Raw genomic sequence first — 18,557 nt, 5'->3', positions numbered from 1 at the left:
AAATTAAAAACTCCCCTTTTAATAGGGGACTGCACATGGACACGATGTCACTATGACTGAGACAAGCAAATCTTTACCAGCCAGCGGTTTATTAAATGAAGTAAACGATGAGTTTTCAGGTCTAACCTTGGCTTTATCAAAAGGCCGCATTCTAGAAGAGACCATGCCACTGCTACGTGCAGCTGGCGTTGACTTACTAGAAGATCCTGAAGCGTCGCGTAAACTGATTTTTCCAACCTCAAATCCAAATGTGCGTGTATTGATTTTGCGTGCCAGCGATGTGCCGACCTATGTCGAACACGGTGCTGCTGACTTTGGGGTGGCAGGTAAAGATGTGCTGCTTGAGCATGGTGCCAATCATGTTTATGAATTACTCGATTTGCAGATTGCCCAGTGCAAACTGATGACTGCGGGTGTGAAAGATGCACCGCTGCCAAATCGTCGCCTGCGTATCGCGACCAAATATGTCAATGTCGCTCGTGCTTATTTTGCAAGCCAAGGTCAGCAGGTTGATGTCATCAAGCTTTATGGCTCGATGGAGCTTGCGCCGTTGGTCGGCTTGGGCGATCTGATTGTCGATGTGGTCGACACAGGTAATACATTACGCGCCAATGGACTTGAAGCCCGCGATCACATTTGTGATGTTTCATCACGTCTGATCGTCAATCAAGTCAGCTATAAGCGCAAATTTGCACTACTAGAACCAATCTTAGATAGCTTTAAAAATAGTATCGCCAATAGCTAATTATCCAGTGCAAGTCATTGGTAATATAAAGCATGGTTATACAAATTTTTAAACCAGTTTAGCAGGCTATGAGTGACGTAGCGTGCTAAACTGGTTTTGTTGTCTTAGCTTGAGAAAACATAAAATCACCGTAAAATTCAGACAAGAAGACATTGAATAAGTCGCAATACTTTGAAAGATAAACCTACTTTACTTAGTTCCAAACCGTTCATTTTTAGCACTACTTTATGCTCAGATATAGGATTAGGTCATGCGCCAGTTAAGTACCCAAGATGCCGATTTTGATAGTCAATTGACACAGTTGCTTGCCTTTGAAACAGTCAATGATGCTGAACTATTACATACCGTCGATAATATCATCGCCCAAGTACGTGCTGATGGTGATAGCGTCGTATTGGCATTGACTCAGCAGTTTGACCAGCATCCAGCAACGTCGATGCAAGAGTTAGAGTTGTCTAAAGAAGCGCTTGCTGAAGCGTTTGCCAATCTTGATGAAAAAGTGAAGACAGCGTTGACCACAGCAGCGACTCGGGTACAGACATTCCATGAGCGCCAAGTACAAGAAACCTGGCAGTATGAGGATGAGCTAGGCAACCGATTGGGTCAGAAAGTCACGCCACTTGATCGCGTTGGGATTTATGTACCAGGCGGTTTGGCTTCTTATCCATCGTCAGTATTGATGAATGCTATTCCTGCTAAGGTAGCTGGCGTCACTGAAGTTATCATGGTCGTACCAGCGCCTAAAGGCGTGCTCAATCCGTTAGTATTAGCAGCGGCTCATTTGGCCCAAGTCGATCGCGTCTTCACTATTGGTGGCGCTCAAGCAGTAGCAGCTTTAGCTTACGGCACTGAAACGATTCCAGCCGTGGACAAAATCACAGGACCAGGCAACAAATATGTCGCTGCAGCCAAACGCGCAGTATTTGGTCAAGTTGGTATCGATATGATTGCTGGACCTTCAGAAGTATTGGTATATGCAGAAGGCGAAGCACAAGATAGAGCGGACTGGCTAGCGATGGATCTATTGTCTCAAGCTGAACATGATCGTATTGCACAAGCTATCTTTGTGACGACTAGCGAAGAGCAGCTCACCGAAGTAGCACTTGAGATAGAAAAAGCATTGGCTGAGCTACCAAAAGCAGACATCGCACGTGACTCATTACAGAACCGCGGTGCACTGATTTTGGTAAAAGATCGTAGCGAAGGTATGGCACTTATCAATCGTATCGCTCCTGAGCATTTAGAGTTATCCGTTGATAATCCTGATGCACTGTTGAATGATATTCGTCATGCCGGCGCTATTTTTATGGGTCGTCATACGCCCGAAGCTATTGGGGATTACTGTGCAGGGCCAAATCATGTACTGCCAACATCAGGCACAGCGCGCTTTTCTTCTCCGTTAGGTGTGTACGATTTTCAAAAGAAATCATCTATCATTTATTGCAGTGAATCCGGTAGTAAGCCTTTGGCTGAGACAGCTGATATTTTAGCGCAGCGTGAGGACTTAGAAGCCCATGCGCGTTCAGCTCGTTATCGTTATCAGTAGTTGATTTTGAATTTTTAGCTTTTACTTTTGATATTTATTTTTAATAGTCTTTGTGGCTAATAGTAGGATAATTTATGAGTGAGTCAAAGATAGACACCAGACTATGGTCGTCTAAAGCGCGCAACTTGTCACCTTATGTTCCAGGTGAGCAGCCGCAACACGACAATCTATGCAAACTAAATACCAATGAAAACCCATTTCCACCCTCGCCAAAAGTAGGGGAGGCTATTGCCAAGGTTTTGGAACAGCAAGCTGATGAGTTACGTTTGTATCCTGCTCCTGAATCTAATGACCTACGTGCTGCATTGGCACAGTCATACAACCTTGATATCAATCAAGTATTTGTCGGTAATGGTTCGGACGAAGTCTTGGCGTTAGTATTTGCGAGCTTCTTTTTAAAAGAGCGTCCGCTGTTATCACCTGATATTGGTTACAGTTTTTATCCAGTATATGCGCAGACGTTCGGTGTAGAGCTTGTACAGATTCCTCTAGAGGAAGATTTTAGCATTGACCCTGATGCTTATCGTCAGCCTTGTAGCGGCATTATCATCGCCAACCCTAATGCGCCAACGGGCTTACTGCTGTCGCTTGCTGATATTCGTAAACTTGCGAGTGAGCATTCTAATGCGGTCATTGTTATTGACGAAGCGTATATCGATTTTGCTCAGATGGATGAAAGCAATGCAGACGTGCCAGTCTCAGCGGTGAGTTTAATCAATGAGTGTGATAACGTTATCGTGACTCAAACCTTCTCAAAATCACGTTCGCTTGCTGGATTGCGGGTTGGTATGGCTTTTGGTAATGCATCATTGATTGAAGCATTAACACGGATGAAAAATAGCTTTAACAGCTATCCGCTGGATAAGTTGGCTCAGGCTGGGGCGACTGCGAGTGTGTTAGATACTGAGTACTTTGAGCAGACCCGTCAGCAAGTCATTGATTTACGTACGTCGCTAACGGCAGAACTGACTACATTGGGCTATAAAGTCCTACCGTCACATGCAAACTTCGTATTCGCTCGTCCAAAAGATGGCAATGCAAGTGCTGTCGCGAGTGCGTTACGCGAGCAAGGTATTATTGTTCGCCATTTTGATAAGCCGCGTATTGCAGAGTACTTGCGTATTACTATCGGTACGGCAGAGCAGAACAACCGTTTGATTGATGCTCTAAAAGCCTTGCAAGTCGATGCTAGCGTTGCTGCTGAATAATGTTAGGTTGATAGCTTAATATAGGATATTGGTAGGTAAGTCTCTTTACTCATCACGTAAAACACTAACGATAAGTCTTAGAAACAAAGCCTGCTAACGTAACGTTGGCAGGCTTTTTTTTGCTTTAGATTAATTAGAGCATTTTAATTTACTATCTTAGGTTTTTTGAGCCAGTACTGATAATAAGTTACCTACTTTATCTAAGCATTCTTGGTATTCAGCATCACAATCAGACGCGACCGTAATACCGCCACCTGCCCACAGGTTGATGTGCCTTTCTCTATTAAGGCTGCCATTTGACGAAGCATTGACTTGCAATGTACGAATCAAAACATTCCATTGACCACTACCATCAAAGTTCATATAACCCATAGTGCCACAATAGGCACCGCGTGGCGTAGATTCCAGTTCAGCGATGATTTCGACAGCGCGTTTTTTTGGTGTGCCAGTGATAGAACCAGCAGGCAGACTACCAAACAATACAGCCAACGGATGAGTATCAGTTTTTAGCTCAGCGGTAATAGTACTCACCATATGATGCACGTTGCTAAAGCTCTCAATCGCAAATAACTGTGGTACTTTCACAGTGCCAATTTTGGCGTATTTGCCCAAATCATTACGCAGTAAATCTACAATCATGACATTTTCGGCACGGTCTTTTTCGCTATTGACCAGTTGCTGTTTATACAGCTCATCTTGCTCGTTAGTCGTACCTCGCGGCATGGTTCCCTTGATAGGCTTGGTGCGAATAGAGTGTTTGCCAGTGTCAATTTCTCTAGTGAATGTAAAAAATAACTCAGGTGAGCAGCTTAACAATTCAAAATGATTGCTGTCTGCGTTAAAGCTACTGCTTCTATTTAGGTAATCACTACCATTGCTATCAATGCTCACATATCCTGCAAAAGGCGCTTTTGTATTGCGATACAGTGCGGGCAAATAGTCAATAAGCGAAAAGGCTGATTGAACATCGTTATTTTTACACGCTAAACTGCCAGACCATTTCTGTGTCAGGTTTATTTGATAGCAGTCGCCTTGCTGTAGATAGTCTTGTGTGCGATTAAATGCTTGTTGATAATCAAGCTTACTCCATCGCGGACTTAAAACTAGGGGAGTGATGTTTGATACATCTTTAAACTGTGGTTGATTGAGATGTTTATCAGACAGTTTTTGATCCAGTTCATTTAGGTAAGAGGTAAGAGTGGTTACGAGGTTATCGTTTGTCTTATGACCAATATTCTCAGAAGCATCATCGTTAGTTAGATGACTTTTTAACGTCCAACCTGTATCAGCATGTGCCGTAGGTGTTAGATAAATATCATAATGTCCCAACGAAGCAGACGGCTGCATTGCCAATTCAATCCTATCGGCAGGGCTGAGTTCGAGAGCTGCAATATCATAACCAATAAAACCGATTAGCCCATGATGATAACTGGACTTCGAGCTTTCTTCGCTATTGATATATGACGTGTCGTGATTAACTTCTTGAGCATTGCTATAAGCGATTAGCTCTTCTTGCCACTCTAGATAGCTCATATAAGCTGTCGTGCCAGCATAACTATTATCAGCGCTATTTACATTAGTATCGCGGCGCACGTCAGTACTGCGACAACTTTTAATCACTTTATAAATATTGGGTGAACTATTAAGAGCTTGCTCATCATTGGGATAAACAGACCAGCTGACTTTTGGGAGTAAGCCGATCACGGGTCGACCATCGTTATTAAGCCAAACAAGTTGCCAGTTTGCTTTAATATCTTGGTCGAGCAAGTGACGTTGTAGCTCAGGCATCAGCTCTGCAGCAGACAAATCACCAAAACGCCAGCTAGGTTTGCTAGCTGGCGATGGCACAGAATCTGTCTGCTCAGTTGTATTGTGGTTTGATACAAGCATGGGTTAAGCGTCAAACTTTTTGATAATCAGCGTAGCGTTAGTACCACCAAAGCCAAAGCTATTACTCATCAAGGTTTCAAGATTTGCTTCACGCATTTCGGTGACAATATCGAAACCTTCAGCAGCAGGATCTAGGTTGTCAACATTGATACTTGGAGCGATAAAGCCGTCCTGTAGCATTAGTAGACAATAAATCAGCTCTTGTGCACCAACAGCGCCCAAGCTATGACCTGTCATTGATTTGGTTGAGCTGATAGCAGGTACTTTACTGACGTCATTATCAAATACTTTAGCAATCGCTTTAAGCTCAGTAATATCGCCTAGCGGCGTACTAGTACCATGGCTGTTGATGTAATCGACACTTTCTAGTCCCGCTTCAGCCAAGGCTTGTTGCATACAGCGAACAGCACCTTCACCGCTTGGCGCAACCATTTCCGCACCATCAGAGCTGGCACCATAGCCAACGATTTCAGCCAAAATATTGGCACCGCGTGCTTGAGCATGCTCTAGACTCTCTACAACTACCATCGCGCCACCAGCAGCAATCACAAAACCGTCACGGTCTTTGTCATAGGCTCTTGAAGCAAGTTTTGGTGTGTCATTATATTGAGTACTAACTGCGCCCATTGCATCAAACATACAAGACTGCGTCCAATGCTCAGCTTCACTACCACCAGCCAATATCACATCGGCTTTACCCAATTGGATAAGCTCAGCAGCATGACCGATACAGTGTGTTGAAGTCGCGCAAGCAGAGGCGAGAGAGTAGGAGACGCCTTGGATTTTGAGGCCAGTTGCTAAAGCAGCTGATACTGAGCTGCCCATTGTCTTTGGTACTGCCATTGCGCCGACACCGCGTAGACCTTTTTCGCGCATAGCATCGATAGCATTGACGATATTTTCTGTTGATGCGCCGCCCGAACTTGCCACTACACCCACTCGTGGGTTGTTATTGATAGTATCAAGCGATAGTCCTGAGTGCTCAATCGCATTTAGCGCACTAACATAAGCATAGAGACTGGCGTCACTAAAGAACCGTTTCAGCTTACGATCGATACCACTGGTATCAAGTTCTGATTGATTGATACTACCGCTCACGTGTGATTTAAACTCGTGCTCAGCATAAGAATCATTAAATGTGATGCCAGACTGACCTTCTTTTAAGGCAGTGGTGACAGTATCTAAATCATGTCCAATACAAGAGACAATCCCTGCTCCAGTAATAACGACGCGGCGCATATGCTATTCCTTATAAGTAACGACTTGCTAGCAGTTGGTTGCAATAATCGTGGTAAATCTATATATGATGTTTAACTATGAGTTAATTCGAGCATTATAATGAAAAAATAGTCTATGTAGATAACGATAGCATGAATTTAGGTAACGAAATTCTGTTAACGGTCTATCAGAGGCAATATAAACTCAGTGTACAATTATGCTCTCAGTTACGGCACATGATAACGTATCAAGCACTGAAAATCTTTGGACAAGTGTAAAATAACGACAAAATAACACTTATGACTGAGTTTTGAGTAAAGAGATGAGAAGTAAGACTAGCTACTGACTATGGACGGAATTATACTTTAGATACAAAATTTGTGATTCTAATAACATTGTTCGCACTGACACCAGTTACGATAACTGGCTAAAATAATAGATTCATTATTATTAATAATTAACTATTATATTAAAATACAATTACATTAAAAAACCAACTCATCATATTAAGGACATTACGATGGCAAAGCGTAGTACTCTTTCTAAAAGCATCAATACCATTGGCTCTTTCACTCGAAACAATTTAGAGCGCGTAGGGGCTATGATTGATAGCGTAAACGCCAAAACAGGCAAACCGCGTCAATACAAAGCCGTAGACCTAGGCGATGAAGACTACCAACAAGATTTGTTTCGTGAGCAAACACTAAAGGCTACGCAGCAACTTTTAGGACCACGCTTTGCTACTTATGGTAAATATGCCAAAAAAGTCGTGCCAAATAGCTTTTTTCAATCGACAGTTGACGGCGCATTTGCCCAAGTGGCCAACCTCGCTGCGAACTGGAGTCAACTAGACTTACCTAATGAGCATCGCTTTGCCAATATTGCTACTTTAGATGACGAAGAGCGTTATGCGCTCGCTACTGATATTGCTAACCAGAACCGTGCACTTGCAATGATGGGTGGTTTGACAGGTTTAGCAGGTCTACCAGGCTTGCTTGCTGATACACTATGGCTATTACTGGTTTCATTACGTACGGTTTATCAGATTGCTGCTGTATATAACAAGCCGCTAACAGGTAAGCAAGGCGTCAAGATGGCGTACGAACTACTATCAAACGCTGATTTGAGCAAAATGCAAGAAAAACAAGCGTTACTAGCTGGTCTAGGTATCGGTAAAGGTTTGCTTGATAATGCTCAGAGCAATGGACTGCATAGTGAACTTAAAAATCTCGGTCTAAAAAATAAAAATGTAAATTTCTATGCTGAGCAAATAGACAAAGTCGCAAGTCAAGTAGGTATTGATTTAGATCAGATTAATTTATCATGGGTTCGTCGTTTTATTCCTGTCACCACAGTAGCGATCGGCATGCACTATAACAGCCAGTTGATTGACGAAGTGATTGGCGTTGCTCAGGCGACCTTTGCACCAGAAGCAAAGTTGGCCAATCGTGCTATTACTGATGACAGCAGCAGTGAGGCTAAAGTAGAAAAGGCTGATACTGATGAGGCGAAAAAAGACACAGAGCGCAAAGAAAAAAGCAGTGATTCAGAAAAGGTCTCTGATAAAGAAGAAGCTAGTAAAGAAAAAACTAGCAGTAAAAAAGACGCAAACAAGCAAACGTCTGATAAAAAAGCCAAGTAATAGACATATAATTTGCTAGTTGGGTTATATATTTATAAGTACGATGGTATTTATCTTGGTTTGATTGAGCAGCACGACTTGAAAATTAGGATAAATACCACCACTTAGTTACTATCAAGTACCATTTCAATGTTAAACATCTTTTCTTAATGATGCTTGAGCTCACTTTGTTTGCTTTATTTATTACGCTATTTTTCGGCGAAAAATCTATAAAGTGATACAATGGGAGGCTGAATGCATATCTATCAAATGTTGTAAAGCGAAACCATTCATAAGTGGTTGAAATAGCAGCAACAACTCTTTATAATACACTGTCCTAAAAATGGGTGCCCCGAAATCTGCAATTATTGTCAGATAGATGGTGCATTGGCCCATTTTTTTGTTTTATACCAAACGGGAGAAGGATGCCTTATGGCAACAACTAACCAATTGATTCGTAAAGGTCGCAAAACCATCAAGGAAAAGTCAAAAGTTCCTGCGTTGGAAGCGTGCCCACAGCGTCGCGGTGTATGTACTCGTGTATATACTACCACGCCAAAAAAACCTAACTCTGCCATGCGTAAAGTATGTCGTGTACGTTTGACTTCAGGCTATGAAGTATCAAGCTACATCGGCGGCGAAGGTCATAACCTACAAGAGCACAGTGTTGTTCTAATCCGTGGTGGTCGTGTAAAAGATCTACCAGGTGTACGTTATCACACTGTTCGCGGTGCATTAGATTGCGCAGGCGTTAAAGACCGTAAGCAAGGTCGCTCTAAGTACGGTGCTAAGAAGCCTAAAGTTTAATAACTGAACGTTATTAACTAAGCTTTTTGCACTACCCAATAACTGTGCATGGGTTTGGTGTCAGTAGTAATATCGCTTTTATATAAATATATATCTGGGATTTGCTCTTAAAACATACCACCATGCAGTAAGGCTAACTGATAACTCACTGCTATATCCTAATGATAAGTAGTCGATGTTGTGAATGTTAGACACTCCTGAAGATAAGGAAATTTATTATGCCAAGACGTCGCGTCGTTGCTGCCCGTGAGATCCTACCGGATCCTAAGTTTGGTAGCCAAACTGTTGCAAAATTCATCAACCATGTAATGAGTGATGGTAAAAAATCTACTGCTGAGCGTATCGTTTACGGTGCACTTGAGACAGTAAGTGAGAAGCGTAAAGTTGAAGATCCAGTATCTTTCTTCGAAGAAGTGCTAGAAAATGTACGCCCAATGGTAGAAGTAAAAGCTCGCCGCGTTGGTGGTGCAACCTATCAAGTACCAATGGAAGTACGCCCCTCCCGTCGTACTGCATTGGCTATGCGTTGGTTAGCTGAAGCTGCTGCTAAGCGTTCTGAAAAATCAATGGCTTTGCGTTTAGCTGGCGAATTGAATGATGCTGCTGATGGCAAAGGCGCTGCTATGAAAAAGCGTGACGAAGTTCACCGCATGGCAGATGCTAACAAAGCATTCTCTCATTACCGTTTCTAAGCTACTTTTTAATAGTAGCTTGAGATTAGAGGCTCATGCCATTTAATCTTACATTGTTGTTTATTCTATTGATTGCCGCCATCATCATTCGGTCATATATAAATGTTATTTATTGATGACTGAGGTGGCGGACATCTATCCAGATGTCTCTCTTAACAAATACAGTTTTTGCTGGAGAGCATCCCAAATTTGATGCCGCACTATTCTTAGTATTTGCTCTTTTTTTGTCCGTATTAGGCTCAATAATCAGTAAGTAATATTACGAAGCTGAACGCTTTGTCATAGAGTATGAGGTAGAGACACAATACATTATTATATACACGACTTTTCCTAGGAAAACACTATGGCTCGTAAAACTCCCCTAAAACGCTATCGCAATATTGGTATCTCAGCGCACATCGATGCTGGTAAGACAACCACTACAGAGCGTGTTTTATTCTATACCGGTGTTAGCCACAAAATTGGCGAAGTACATGATGGCGCAGCCACTATGGACTGGATGGAGCAAGAACAAGAGCGTGGTATTACTATTACCTCAGCGGCAACAACTTGTTTTTGGTCAGGTATGGCTAAACAGTTTGACGAACACCGTATCAACATCATCGATACCCCAGGTCACGTTGACTTCACGATCGAAGTTGAACGTTCTATGCGTGTACTTGATGGCGCTTGCATGGTTTACTGTGCAGTAGGCGGCGTTCAGCCACAGTCTGAGACCGTATGGCGTCAGGCGAACAAATATAAAGTACCACGTCTTGCATTTGTAAACAAAATGGATCGTGTTGGTGCTGATTTCTATCGTGTTATCGAACAGATCAAAACTCGCTTAGGCGGTAACCCTGTACCATTGGTTATCCCAATCGGTAAAGAAGATGACTTCGAAGGCGTTGTTGATCTAGTAACCATGAAAGCTATCTATTGGGACGAAGCGTCTCAAGGTATGCAGTATGATGAGCGCGAAATCCCAACTGAACTACAAGAAAAAGCAGCAGAATACCGCGAGCACCTTGTAGAAAGCGCTGCTGAAGCAAACGAAGAGTTGATGAACGAATACCTAGAAAACGGTGAATTGACTGTAGAACAAATTCACGGTGCTATTCGTCAGTTAACTATCGATAACGAAATCATTCCGCTTCTTTGTGGTACTGCCTTTAAGAACAAAGGTGTACAGAAGATGCTAGATGCCGTTATTCAATATCTACCTGCACCAATCGACGTACCTGCTATTAAAGGTATTCTTGATGACAAAGACGAAAGCGAAGGCAGCCGTGAAGCATCAGATGAAGCACCTTTCTCAGCACTAGCGTTCAAAATCATGAATGACAAATTCGTTGGTAACTTAACCTTCGTACGTGTTTATTCTGGTGTAATGAAGCAGGGTAGCAGTGTTTATAACCCAGTTAAAATGAAGCGTGAGCGTGTTGGCCGTATCGTACAGATGATGGCAAACTCTCAAGAAGAGCTTGCAGAGATTCGTACTGGTGATATCGCAGCTCTAGTCGGCATGAAAGACGTGACTACTGGCGATACGCTATGTGATGAAGACAACGTGATCACTCTTGAGCGTATGGAATTCCCAGATCCAGTTATCTCTCTAGCTGTTGAGCCAAAGACCAAAGCTGACCAAGAAAAAATGTCAATCGCTCTTGGCCGTTTGGCAAAAGAAGATCCATCGTTCCGTGTACACACTGACGAAGAATCTGGTCAGACGATTATCAGTGGTATGGGTGAGCTACATCTAGAGATTCTTGTTGACCGTATGAAGCGTGAATTCAACGTTGAAGCAAACATCGGTGCACCTCAGGTTGCTTATCGTGAGACGATTCGTAACACTGTTGAACAAGAAGGCAAATTCGTACGTCAAACAGGTGGTCGTGGTAAGTTTGGTCACGTATGGTTACGTCTTGAGCCACTTGATCCAGCTGGCGACACTGAATATGAATTCGCTGAAGAAGTTGTTGGTGGTACTGTACCAAAAGAATTCCACGGTGCTGTTGATAAAGGTATTCAAGAGCGCATGAAAAACGGCGTACTTGCAGGCTACCCAGTAGTTGGCGTAAAAGCGACCTTGTATGATGGTTCTTATCATGACGTTGACTCTGATGAATTGTCATTTAAGATGGCTGGTTCTATGGCCTTCAGAAAAGGCTTCTTAGCAGCTGATCCAGCGCTACTTGAGCCAGTAATGAAAGTAGAAGTTGAAACACCTGAAGACTACATGGGCGACATCATGGGCGATCTTAACCGTCGTCGTGGTTTGGTACAGGGTATGGAAGACCTACCTGGCGGTACTAAACAGATTCGTGCTGAAGTACCATTAGCGGAAATGTTTGGTTATGCCACTCAAATGCGCTCTATGTCACAAGGCCGTGCAACTTACTCAATGGAATTCCAAAAGTACGCTGAAATTCCAAAATCAGTTGCTGCTGAAATCATCTCTAAGTTCAACTCTAAAGATGATGACGAGTAAATAAAACTTACTGAAAGTGACAATATAGAGTACGTCTGTGTATTGTCACTAAAGAATACGCCAATAACTTGTTAAAAGACTTGTTATTGGCCGCGATTTTCTTATAATATCTGCACATTAGTATGTGCAACCTTTTAACAATTATCTTAATGTGGTCAAAATCGTCTTAATAATCATATTTATATGAGTTAAGTCTTGAACCCCAAAAAAAGAGGAAATACCCATGGCAAAGGCCAAGTTTGAACGTAACAAGCCACACGTCAACGTCGGTACAATCGGACACGTTGACCATGGTAAAACAACCCTTACCGCTGCAATCGCAACCGTAGCTGCAATCACCTCTGGTGGCGAAGCCAAAGACTACGCGTCTATTGACTCAGCACCAGAAGAAAAAGCACGTGGTATCACAATCAACACCTCACACGTAGAATATGACACAGACAGCCGTCACTACGCACACGTAGATTGCCCAGGTCACGCCGATTATGTTAAAAACATGATCACTGGTGCGGCACAGATGGACGGCGCAATCCTAGTCGTATCTGCAACTGACGGCCCAATGCCACAGACTCGTGAGCACATCTTGCTTTCACGTCAGGTTGGCGTACCGTACATCATCGTATTCATGAACAAATGTGACATGGTTGATGACGAAGAATTGTTAGAGCTAGTAGAAATGGAAGTTCGTGAATTATTGAACGACTATGACTTCCCAGGCGATGACACTCCTATCGTTAAAGGTTCTGCTACTGAAGCCCTAAAAGGCTCAGAAGAAAAATACGGCCAACCAGCTGTTGTAGAACTACTAAACGTACTAGACACTTATATCCCAGAGCCAGAGCGTGACATCGACAAAGCATTCCTAATGCCAATCGAAGACGTATTCTCAATCTCAGGTCGTGGTACTGTAGTAACAGGCCGTGTTGAATCTGGTATCGTTAAAGTTGGCGACGAGATCGAAATCGTTGGTATCCGTGACACTCAAAAAACCACCTGTACTGGTGTAGAGATGTTCCGTAAACTGCTTGACGAAGGTCGTGCAGGCGAAAACTGTGGCGTACTACTACGTGGTACTAAGCGTGAAGACGTACAACGTGGCCAAGTACTAGCTAAGCCAGGTTCAATCACTCCTCACACCAAGTTTGACGCTGAAGTATATGTATTGTCAAAAGAAGAGGGTGGTCGTCACACACCATTCCTAAACGGCTATCGTCCACAGTTCTACTTCCGTACTACTGACGTAACTGGCGCAATCCAATTACAAGACGGTACTGAAATGGTAATGCCTGGTGATAACGTTGAGATGGGCGTAGAGCTTATCCACCCAATCGCTATGGACAAAGGTCTTCGCTTCGCTATTCGTGAAGGCGGCCGTACTGTAGGCGCTGGTGTTGTTGCTAACGTATTGAACTAATCATTAAGTCTCAGTAATGAGCTTATGAATTAGTCATAAAAAAGGCCATCCTATTTAGGGTGGCCTTTTTTTATTAGGGAAGTATTAAAGCACGATCTAAAATAGAGTTAGACTTAGCGTGTGTTAATGAATTGGCTATATGTGTGACAGAGACAATTATTTGTTAGATAACATATTGTAATCTGTGGCATAGCTTGTTATATTATCGCTGCACTTAACGCTAGCAGTTATTTTAGATTGCGGCATTGCAAAATCAGGTAAAATTAATAATTTTGCCGTCAAGGGCTTGCATTCTATGCTAAATATTGTATAATGCTGTCCTTTACACCCATAGGCGATTGGCTCAATTGGTAGAGCATCGGTCTCCAAAACCGAGGGTTGTAGGTTCGAGTCCTACATCGCCTGCCATCTTCTTATCACATCTTTGTTGTACCCCACCATCTCCGAAGCGAGTTCTTTATGAGCAATGATCAAGATAACCTCGAGACTAAGTTATCTGATGCCAAGGCGGTTGCTGGTGGAATGCTGTCTAAAAATAAGCATGTTTCAGCTAGCGGTACTACTGCTGTTGAAGTGGCTAAGACTGGCTCAATAAAAGATTTGATTTTGTGGCTACTTGCCGCAGCTGTATTAATCGGTGCGACTCTAGTAAATCAATATTTACCAGGCTATTGGCAACCTGCCAACGATGTCTGGGTACGTATTGGTATTATTGTCGCACTTGTTGTATTTGCATTAGTCTGTTTGGCGTTAACGCATCAAGGCCGTGCTTTTAAAATATTGTTAAAAGACGCTGCCGTTGAGCTTCGCCGAGTGACGTGGCCAGGTAAAGACGAAACCTTTCAATATACATGGCAAGTGATTGTTGTGATTGCGATTGCTGGTTTCTTTATTTGGTTATTGGATAACTTTTTTAATTGGTTCGTTGGTATCTTTATCGGTTAATAGCACGTATTAGTGACTATTAGCGAGACATTTACTCATAACGACTTATTTATAATGATCAGGAGCGTGATATGCGTTGGTATATTGTCCAAGCGTTTTCAGGATATGAAAAACAAGTACAACGTTCATTAACTGATCGTATTAATCGTAGTGACTTTGCTGAGTCATTCGGTGATGTATTGGTTCCTACTGAAGAAGTCGTTGAAATGAAAGACGGCAAAAAACGTAAGAGTGAGCGTAAGTTCTTTCCTGGATATGTATTGATCCAAATGGAAATGAACGATAATACTTGGCACATCGTAAAAGACTGTCCTCGTATTATGGGCTTCATCGGTGGTACGCCTGAGATGCCTGCACCGATTACGCAAGTAGAAGCTGATCGCATTTTAAACCGTTTGAACCAGACTGAAACTGACCCACGTCCTAAGACTCTATTTGAGCCGGGCGAAGAGTTGTTGGTTATCGATGGTCCATTTACTGACTTTAAAGGGTTAGTAGAAAAAGTGGATTATGAGAAGTCTAAACTACATCTAACGGTAAACGTATTTAATCGACCTACACAGGTTGAGCTTGAATTTAGTAAAGTTGAAAAACTAGACTAAATTAGCAAAAAATTCATCAACCGGGGAGCTGTTAGTCAATTAGGTATGTACCACGTTGATTTGGCGCTATTACCCATTTAGGAGAGTATCATGGCTAAGAAGATTGATGGTTACATCAAACTGCAAGTGCCTGCAGGCAAAGCAAATCCTTCACCACCTATTGGTCCAGCTTTGGGTCAAAAAGGCGTGAACATCATGGCGTTCTGTAAAGAATTTAACGCTGCGACCTCAGGCCAAGAGCCAGGTCTACCGATCCCAACTGAGATCACAGTATACAGCGACAAATCTTTTACCTTCATCATGAAGTCACCACCAGCTGCATACTTACTACGTAAGGCTGCTGGTATTGCTAAAGGTTCAGGTACACCGAACACTGCTAAAGTTGGTAAAGTTGACCGTGCACAACTAGAAGACATCGTTAAGACTAAGAATGCAGATTTAACTGCAGCTGATCTTGACGCTGCTGTCCGTACCATCGCTGGTACTGCACGTTCAATGGGTATTACCGTGGAGGGTGTATAATGTCTAAGCTAACCAAACGTCAAAAAGAAATTCAAAGCCGTATTGATAACGAAAAACAGTACACTATTGAAGAAGCGGTTCAAATCCTAAACGATTTGCCAGCGCTAAAATTCAAAGAGTCTATCGATATCGCAGTAAACTTGGGCGTTGACCCACGTAAATCTGACCAAGTAGTTCGTGGTGCAACCAACCTACCTGCTGGTACTGGTAAAACCAAACGCGTTGCTGTATTTGCTCAAGGCGCTGCTGCTGAAGCCGCTAAAGAAGCTGGTGCAGACATCGTTGGTTTTGAAGACCTAGCAGAGCAAATCAAAGCCGGTAACATGGACTTTGATGTTGTTATCGCAGCTCCAGATGCAATGCGTGTTGTTGGTCAGTTAGGTACTATCCTAGGCCCACGTGGTCTAATGCCTAACCCTAAAGTTGGTACGGTAACGCCAAACGTTGCTGAAGCTGTGACTAACGCGAAAGCTGGTCAGGCTCAGTACCGTGTTGATAAAGCTGGTATCATCCATGCAACTATCGGCCAAGTTGGTTTCACTGCTGATCAAATCGAGCAGAACGCTCAAGCGATTCTTTCTGATCTAAAGCGTGCTAAGCCTGCTACTTCTAAAGGTACTTTCATCAAGAAAATTACCTTGTCTAGCACGATGGGTCCAGGTCTAACGATCGACGCTGTTCCTTATCGTACTGCTAAATAATTAAAGTTTTTATCTTCAAATATTTTGAGTGATAAACACAAACAGTTTTTAAAGAATTAGGTCAGCGTAGTATTTGCTACGCTGTCTAAGACCGTAGGTAGAGAGTAGTTTAGAGTCATAGTTAGCGATCTTCGGATAGTTGCTTATGATAATAAGTCACTTTTGTTAATCGACGACAGATGAAAATCTTAGTTGTCCTACGCAGACGGTGGCCCACACAGTTTAAGACACGAGCGAATAGGGCGATAAGGTTATTTATAACCTTCAAACTATTACTCAACGTCATTCTGATAACGGTGCCGTAATCAGTCGTTACCAGTAGATGCTTTTTTTATTAATTGAATCCACTGGTAATGTGTCGTATCAAGTCAGTCTTAGCTTACAGTTTGAGCGCATAAAAACCTTGTTTTTGGCACTTTTATTATAAGTCGATTGATAAGATTAAAGGAGTCAACTTATGGCATTAACGCTAGAACAAAAACAACAAGTTGTGGCTGAAGTGTCTGAAGTTGCTGCTAATGCTTACTCAGCAGTAGCTGCCGAATATCACGGTATTGGTGTTGCACAGCTTACTAAGCTGCGCGAACAAGCTCGTGATAAAGGTGTTGTTTTGAAAGTGGTAAAAAATACACTAGCAAAACGCGCTTTTGAAGGCACTAAGTTTGAGAGCATGTCAGACCGTATGACTGGTCCACTACTTTTGGCTTTCTCTATGGAAGATTTGGGATCTGCTGCTCGAGTCGTTTTCGACTTCAGCAAAGATAACAAAGCTTTAGAGACCAAATTAGTATCAGTCGGTGGTGAAGTTTATGGTCCAGAAGAGCTAGAGCGCGTATCGAAGCTACCAACTCGCGACGAAGCAATCTCTATCTTGATGGCTACTATGAATGCACCAGTGACCAAGCTTGTCCAGACTATGAACGCTGTTCCTGGCAAGTTCGTTCGCACTGTAGCGGCAATCAAAGACGCAAAAGAAGCTGCTTAATTGCTTGTTTTAACGTAACTTTAACATCGCTAATTTTGGTTGCATTTTATTGTCACATTAGGCAAGCAATCAAGGCGATATTAGAATCAATTAATTTTTATCAGATAACGGAGAGTTCTCATGGCACTATCTAAAGATGACGTGTTAAATGCAATCGCTGAAATGTCAGTAATGGATATCGTTGAGTTAATCAGCGACATGGAAGAAAAATTCGGCGTAACAGCTGCTGTTGCTGCTGCACCTGCTGCTGCTGGTCCTGCTGCTGCTGCTGCTGAAGAAAAAGACGAGTTTGACGTAGTTCTTGCCAGCTTTGGCGAGAAGAAAGTTGGCGTAATTAAAGCCGTACGTGAAGCTACTGGTCTTGGCCTAAAAGAAGCGAAAGATTTGGTTGAAAGCGCTCCAGCTCCAATCAAAGAAGGCGCATCTAAAGCTGAAGCTGAAGAATTGAAAAAGAAACTTGAAGAAGCTGGTGCAACTGTTGAACTAAAATAAGTTTAACACTGTACGAAAAAAAGCTGGTAATGCCTTGCATTGCCAGCTTTTTTTTACTATAATTCGTAGCTTGACCTTTTGTGTCTGCCAACATACGTATGCAACATCACGGTGGATACCCATCAAAAGGACAGACGATATACATGCAAGCACACATGCCAGTTTTTGAAATCAGTTAATATGAGCTAAACGTCTGTAGATGTTTGGCATTTTTTTGTGTCTGCATGCTTTCCTATCAACACTATAGTTTATACTGATTCTAAAAGTTATAGTTACCCCGATTATTAATCCTGAAAAAAGCGGTATTCTTAAAAAAGCTGTTGATCATAAGTTGCCTACTTGGTGTGGCATGACTGTCAATATTCAGTCTCATAGACAGTTTGTATGTGTAGGGAACATGGTTCGGTAATAAGTAGTCTAGATGGCAAGTGGTATGGATGCAATCTTAATAGACATTATTTCCCAGCAAGGTATTTGTAAATTAAGCCTGATAGGCAATGTGTTATAGATTATATAATATTGAATTTTTTGGTTGCAACAGTCATATAGACTGATTCACTTACCATGAATCTAGCAAGCAACGACGAGATTAAGTGAAGTGTGCTAGGTAAGCACTGAAGAGTAAAGTAGTAATTGACAGAAAAGACATGAACTGAACACGAAAACCCGTTTTATATTATCGTTTACGTCGTCACGTTT

The 18,557-nt window shown here is 42.4% G+C and carries 16 protein-coding genes and 1 tRNA gene; 15 read left to right on the top strand and 2 right to left on the bottom strand.

All coding sequences use genetic code 11. The annotated features are described in order from the left end of the window. The first annotated feature begins 52 nt into the window (after window positions 1-52). The 3 genes from hisG (at window position 53) to hisC (ending at window position 3,499) form a co-directional block, all read left to right on the top strand. Window positions 53-745: an ATP phosphoribosyltransferase gene (gene hisG / locus IEE84_RS11585; protein ID WP_101205353.1), complete on the top strand. Its 693-nt coding sequence runs from the start codon at window positions 53-55 to the stop codon at window positions 743-745. Window positions 746-995: 250 nt separating this feature from the next. Continuing rightward, on the top strand, window positions 996-2,291 hold the full coding sequence (gene hisD / locus IEE84_RS11580) for a histidinol dehydrogenase (protein ID WP_191114270.1): 1,296 nt from the start codon (window positions 996-998) through the stop codon (window positions 2,289-2,291). Between the two features lie 74 nt (window positions 2,292-2,365). After that, a complete protein-coding gene (hisC, locus tag IEE84_RS11575) occupies window positions 2,366-3,499 on the top strand; it encodes a histidinol-phosphate transaminase (RefSeq protein ID WP_191114269.1) in 1,134 nt (377 codons plus the stop codon). A 156-nt stretch (window positions 3,500-3,655) separates the two neighbouring features. On the opposite strand, the gene IEE84_RS11570 is transcribed toward hisC, so the two are convergent. Together IEE84_RS11570 and IEE84_RS11565 are read right to left on the bottom strand one after the other, a co-directional pair. Continuing rightward, a complete protein-coding gene (locus IEE84_RS11570; protein WP_191114268.1) occupies window positions 3,656-5,389 on the bottom strand; it encodes an anthranilate synthase component I family protein in 1,734 nt (577 codons plus the stop codon). A gap of 3 nt (window positions 5,390-5,392) precedes the next feature. Then, on the bottom strand, window positions 5,393-6,628 hold the full coding sequence (locus IEE84_RS11565) for a beta-ketoacyl-ACP synthase II (RefSeq protein ID WP_102091614.1): 1,236 nt from the start codon (window positions 6,626-6,628) through the stop codon (window positions 5,393-5,395). Window positions 6,629-7,127: 499 nt separating this feature from the next. Here IEE84_RS11565 and IEE84_RS11560 point away from each other — a divergent pair, with 499 nt between their 5' ends. From IEE84_RS11560 to rplL, 12 genes are all read left to right on the top strand, one after another. Further along, a complete protein-coding gene (locus IEE84_RS11560; RefSeq protein WP_191114267.1) occupies window positions 7,128-8,249 on the top strand; it encodes an EcsC family protein in 1,122 nt (373 codons plus the stop codon). A gap of 411 nt (window positions 8,250-8,660) precedes the next feature. Beyond that, a complete protein-coding gene (gene rpsL, locus IEE84_RS11555) occupies window positions 8,661-9,035 on the top strand; it encodes a 30S ribosomal protein S12 (protein WP_011281154.1) in 375 nt (124 codons plus the stop codon). A gap of 218 nt (window positions 9,036-9,253) precedes the next feature. Further along, the gene (rpsG, locus tag IEE84_RS11550; RefSeq protein ID WP_057761735.1) at window positions 9,254-9,727 is read left to right on the top strand and encodes a 30S ribosomal protein S7; all 474 of its coding nucleotides are present in this window, start codon (window positions 9,254-9,256) and stop codon (window positions 9,725-9,727) included. A 343-nt stretch (window positions 9,728-10,070) separates the two neighbouring features. Further along, complete coding sequence (gene fusA, locus IEE84_RS11545) at window positions 10,071-12,197, top strand: elongation factor G (RefSeq protein ID WP_057761733.1); 2,127 nt, start codon at window positions 10,071-10,073, stop codon at window positions 12,195-12,197. A 223-nt stretch (window positions 12,198-12,420) separates the two neighbouring features. Beyond that, window positions 12,421-13,611, top strand: coding sequence for an elongation factor Tu (gene tuf, locus IEE84_RS11540; protein ID WP_057758488.1), 1,191 nt, complete (start codon window positions 12,421-12,423; stop codon window positions 13,609-13,611). A 332-nt stretch (window positions 13,612-13,943) separates the two neighbouring features. After that, window positions 13,944-14,019 (top strand) — tRNA-Trp (locus tag IEE84_RS11535). Between the two features lie 51 nt (window positions 14,020-14,070). After that, complete coding sequence (gene secE, locus IEE84_RS11530; RefSeq protein WP_057761731.1) at window positions 14,071-14,556, top strand: preprotein translocase subunit SecE; 486 nt, start codon at window positions 14,071-14,073, stop codon at window positions 14,554-14,556. A 71-nt stretch (window positions 14,557-14,627) separates the two neighbouring features. After that, window positions 14,628-15,158, top strand: a complete 531-nt coding sequence (gene nusG, locus IEE84_RS11525; RefSeq protein ID WP_057761729.1) for a transcription termination/antitermination protein NusG — start codon at window positions 14,628-14,630, stop codon at window positions 15,156-15,158. A 90-nt stretch (window positions 15,159-15,248) separates the two neighbouring features. Further along, on the top strand, window positions 15,249-15,680 hold the full coding sequence (gene rplK, locus IEE84_RS11520) for a 50S ribosomal protein L11 (RefSeq protein WP_057761727.1): 432 nt from the start codon (window positions 15,249-15,251) through the stop codon (window positions 15,678-15,680). After that, window positions 15,680-16,381 (top strand): 50S ribosomal protein L1, encoded by a 702-nt coding sequence (gene rplA, locus IEE84_RS11515; RefSeq protein ID WP_057761725.1) that lies wholly within the window; start codon window positions 15,680-15,682, stop codon window positions 16,379-16,381. Before rplK ends, rplA begins: the two co-directional genes overlap by 1 nt. A gap of 457 nt (window positions 16,382-16,838) precedes the next feature. After that, the gene (rplJ, locus tag IEE84_RS11510; RefSeq protein ID WP_057761724.1) at window positions 16,839-17,366 is read left to right on the top strand and encodes a 50S ribosomal protein L10; all 528 of its coding nucleotides are present in this window, start codon (window positions 16,839-16,841) and stop codon (window positions 17,364-17,366) included. Window positions 17,367-17,486: 120 nt separating this feature from the next. Further along, entirely contained in the window at window positions 17,487-17,858 is a 372-nt protein-coding gene (rplL, locus tag IEE84_RS11505) for a 50S ribosomal protein L7/L12 (RefSeq protein ID WP_057761722.1), read from the top strand. Window positions 17,859-18,557 lie beyond the last annotated feature (699 nt).

The organism is Psychrobacter sp. 28M-43, assembly GCF_014770435.1.
In the GTDB taxonomy this organism is placed as follows: Bacteria; Pseudomonadota; Gammaproteobacteria; order Pseudomonadales; family Moraxellaceae; genus Psychrobacter.
The sequence above is the reverse complement of the archived record's forward strand: the minus strand, read 5'-3'. Positions and strand labels throughout refer to the sequence as shown.

Excerpts from the sequence above, each read along its gene's own strand:
- hisG (WP_101205353.1), top strand. The coding sequence starts at position 53 with ATGACTGAGACAAGCAAATCTTTACCAGCCAGCGGTTTATTAAATGAA.
- nusG (WP_057761729.1), top strand. The coding sequence starts at position 14,628 with ATGCGTTGGTATATTGTCCAAGCGTTTTCAGGATATGAAAAACAAGTA.
- rplK (WP_057761727.1), top strand. The coding sequence starts at position 15,249 with ATGGCTAAGAAGATTGATGGTTACATCAAACTGCAAGTGCCTGCAGGC.
- rplJ (WP_057761724.1), top strand. The coding sequence starts at position 16,839 with ATGGCATTAACGCTAGAACAAAAACAACAAGTTGTGGCTGAAGTGTCT.
- hisD (WP_191114270.1), top strand. The coding sequence starts at position 996 with ATGCGCCAGTTAAGTACCCAAGATGCCGATTTTGATAGTCAATTGACA.
- rplL (WP_057761722.1), top strand. The coding sequence starts at position 17,487 with ATGGCACTATCTAAAGATGACGTGTTAAATGCAATCGCTGAAATGTCA.
- rpsG (WP_057761735.1), top strand. The coding sequence starts at position 9,254 with ATGCCAAGACGTCGCGTCGTTGCTGCCCGTGAGATCCTACCGGATCCT.
- secE (WP_057761731.1), top strand. The coding sequence starts at position 14,071 with ATGAGCAATGATCAAGATAACCTCGAGACTAAGTTATCTGATGCCAAG.
- rpsL (WP_011281154.1), top strand. The coding sequence starts at position 8,661 with ATGGCAACAACTAACCAATTGATTCGTAAAGGTCGCAAAACCATCAAG.
- rplA (WP_057761725.1), top strand. The coding sequence starts at position 15,680 with ATGTCTAAGCTAACCAAACGTCAAAAAGAAATTCAAAGCCGTATTGAT.
- tuf (WP_057758488.1), top strand. The coding sequence starts at position 12,421 with ATGGCAAAGGCCAAGTTTGAACGTAACAAGCCACACGTCAACGTCGGT.
- IEE84_RS11560 (WP_191114267.1), top strand. The coding sequence starts at position 7,128 with ATGGCAAAGCGTAGTACTCTTTCTAAAAGCATCAATACCATTGGCTCT.
- hisC (WP_191114269.1), top strand. The coding sequence starts at position 2,366 with ATGAGTGAGTCAAAGATAGACACCAGACTATGGTCGTCTAAAGCGCGC.
- fusA (WP_057761733.1), top strand. The coding sequence starts at position 10,071 with ATGGCTCGTAAAACTCCCCTAAAACGCTATCGCAATATTGGTATCTCA.
- IEE84_RS11565 (WP_102091614.1), bottom strand. The coding sequence starts at position 6,628 with ATGCGCCGCGTCGTTATTACTGGAGCAGGGATTGTCTCTTGTATTGGA.
- IEE84_RS11570 (WP_191114268.1), bottom strand. The coding sequence starts at position 5,389 with ATGCTTGTATCAAACCACAATACAACTGAGCAGACAGATTCTGTGCCA.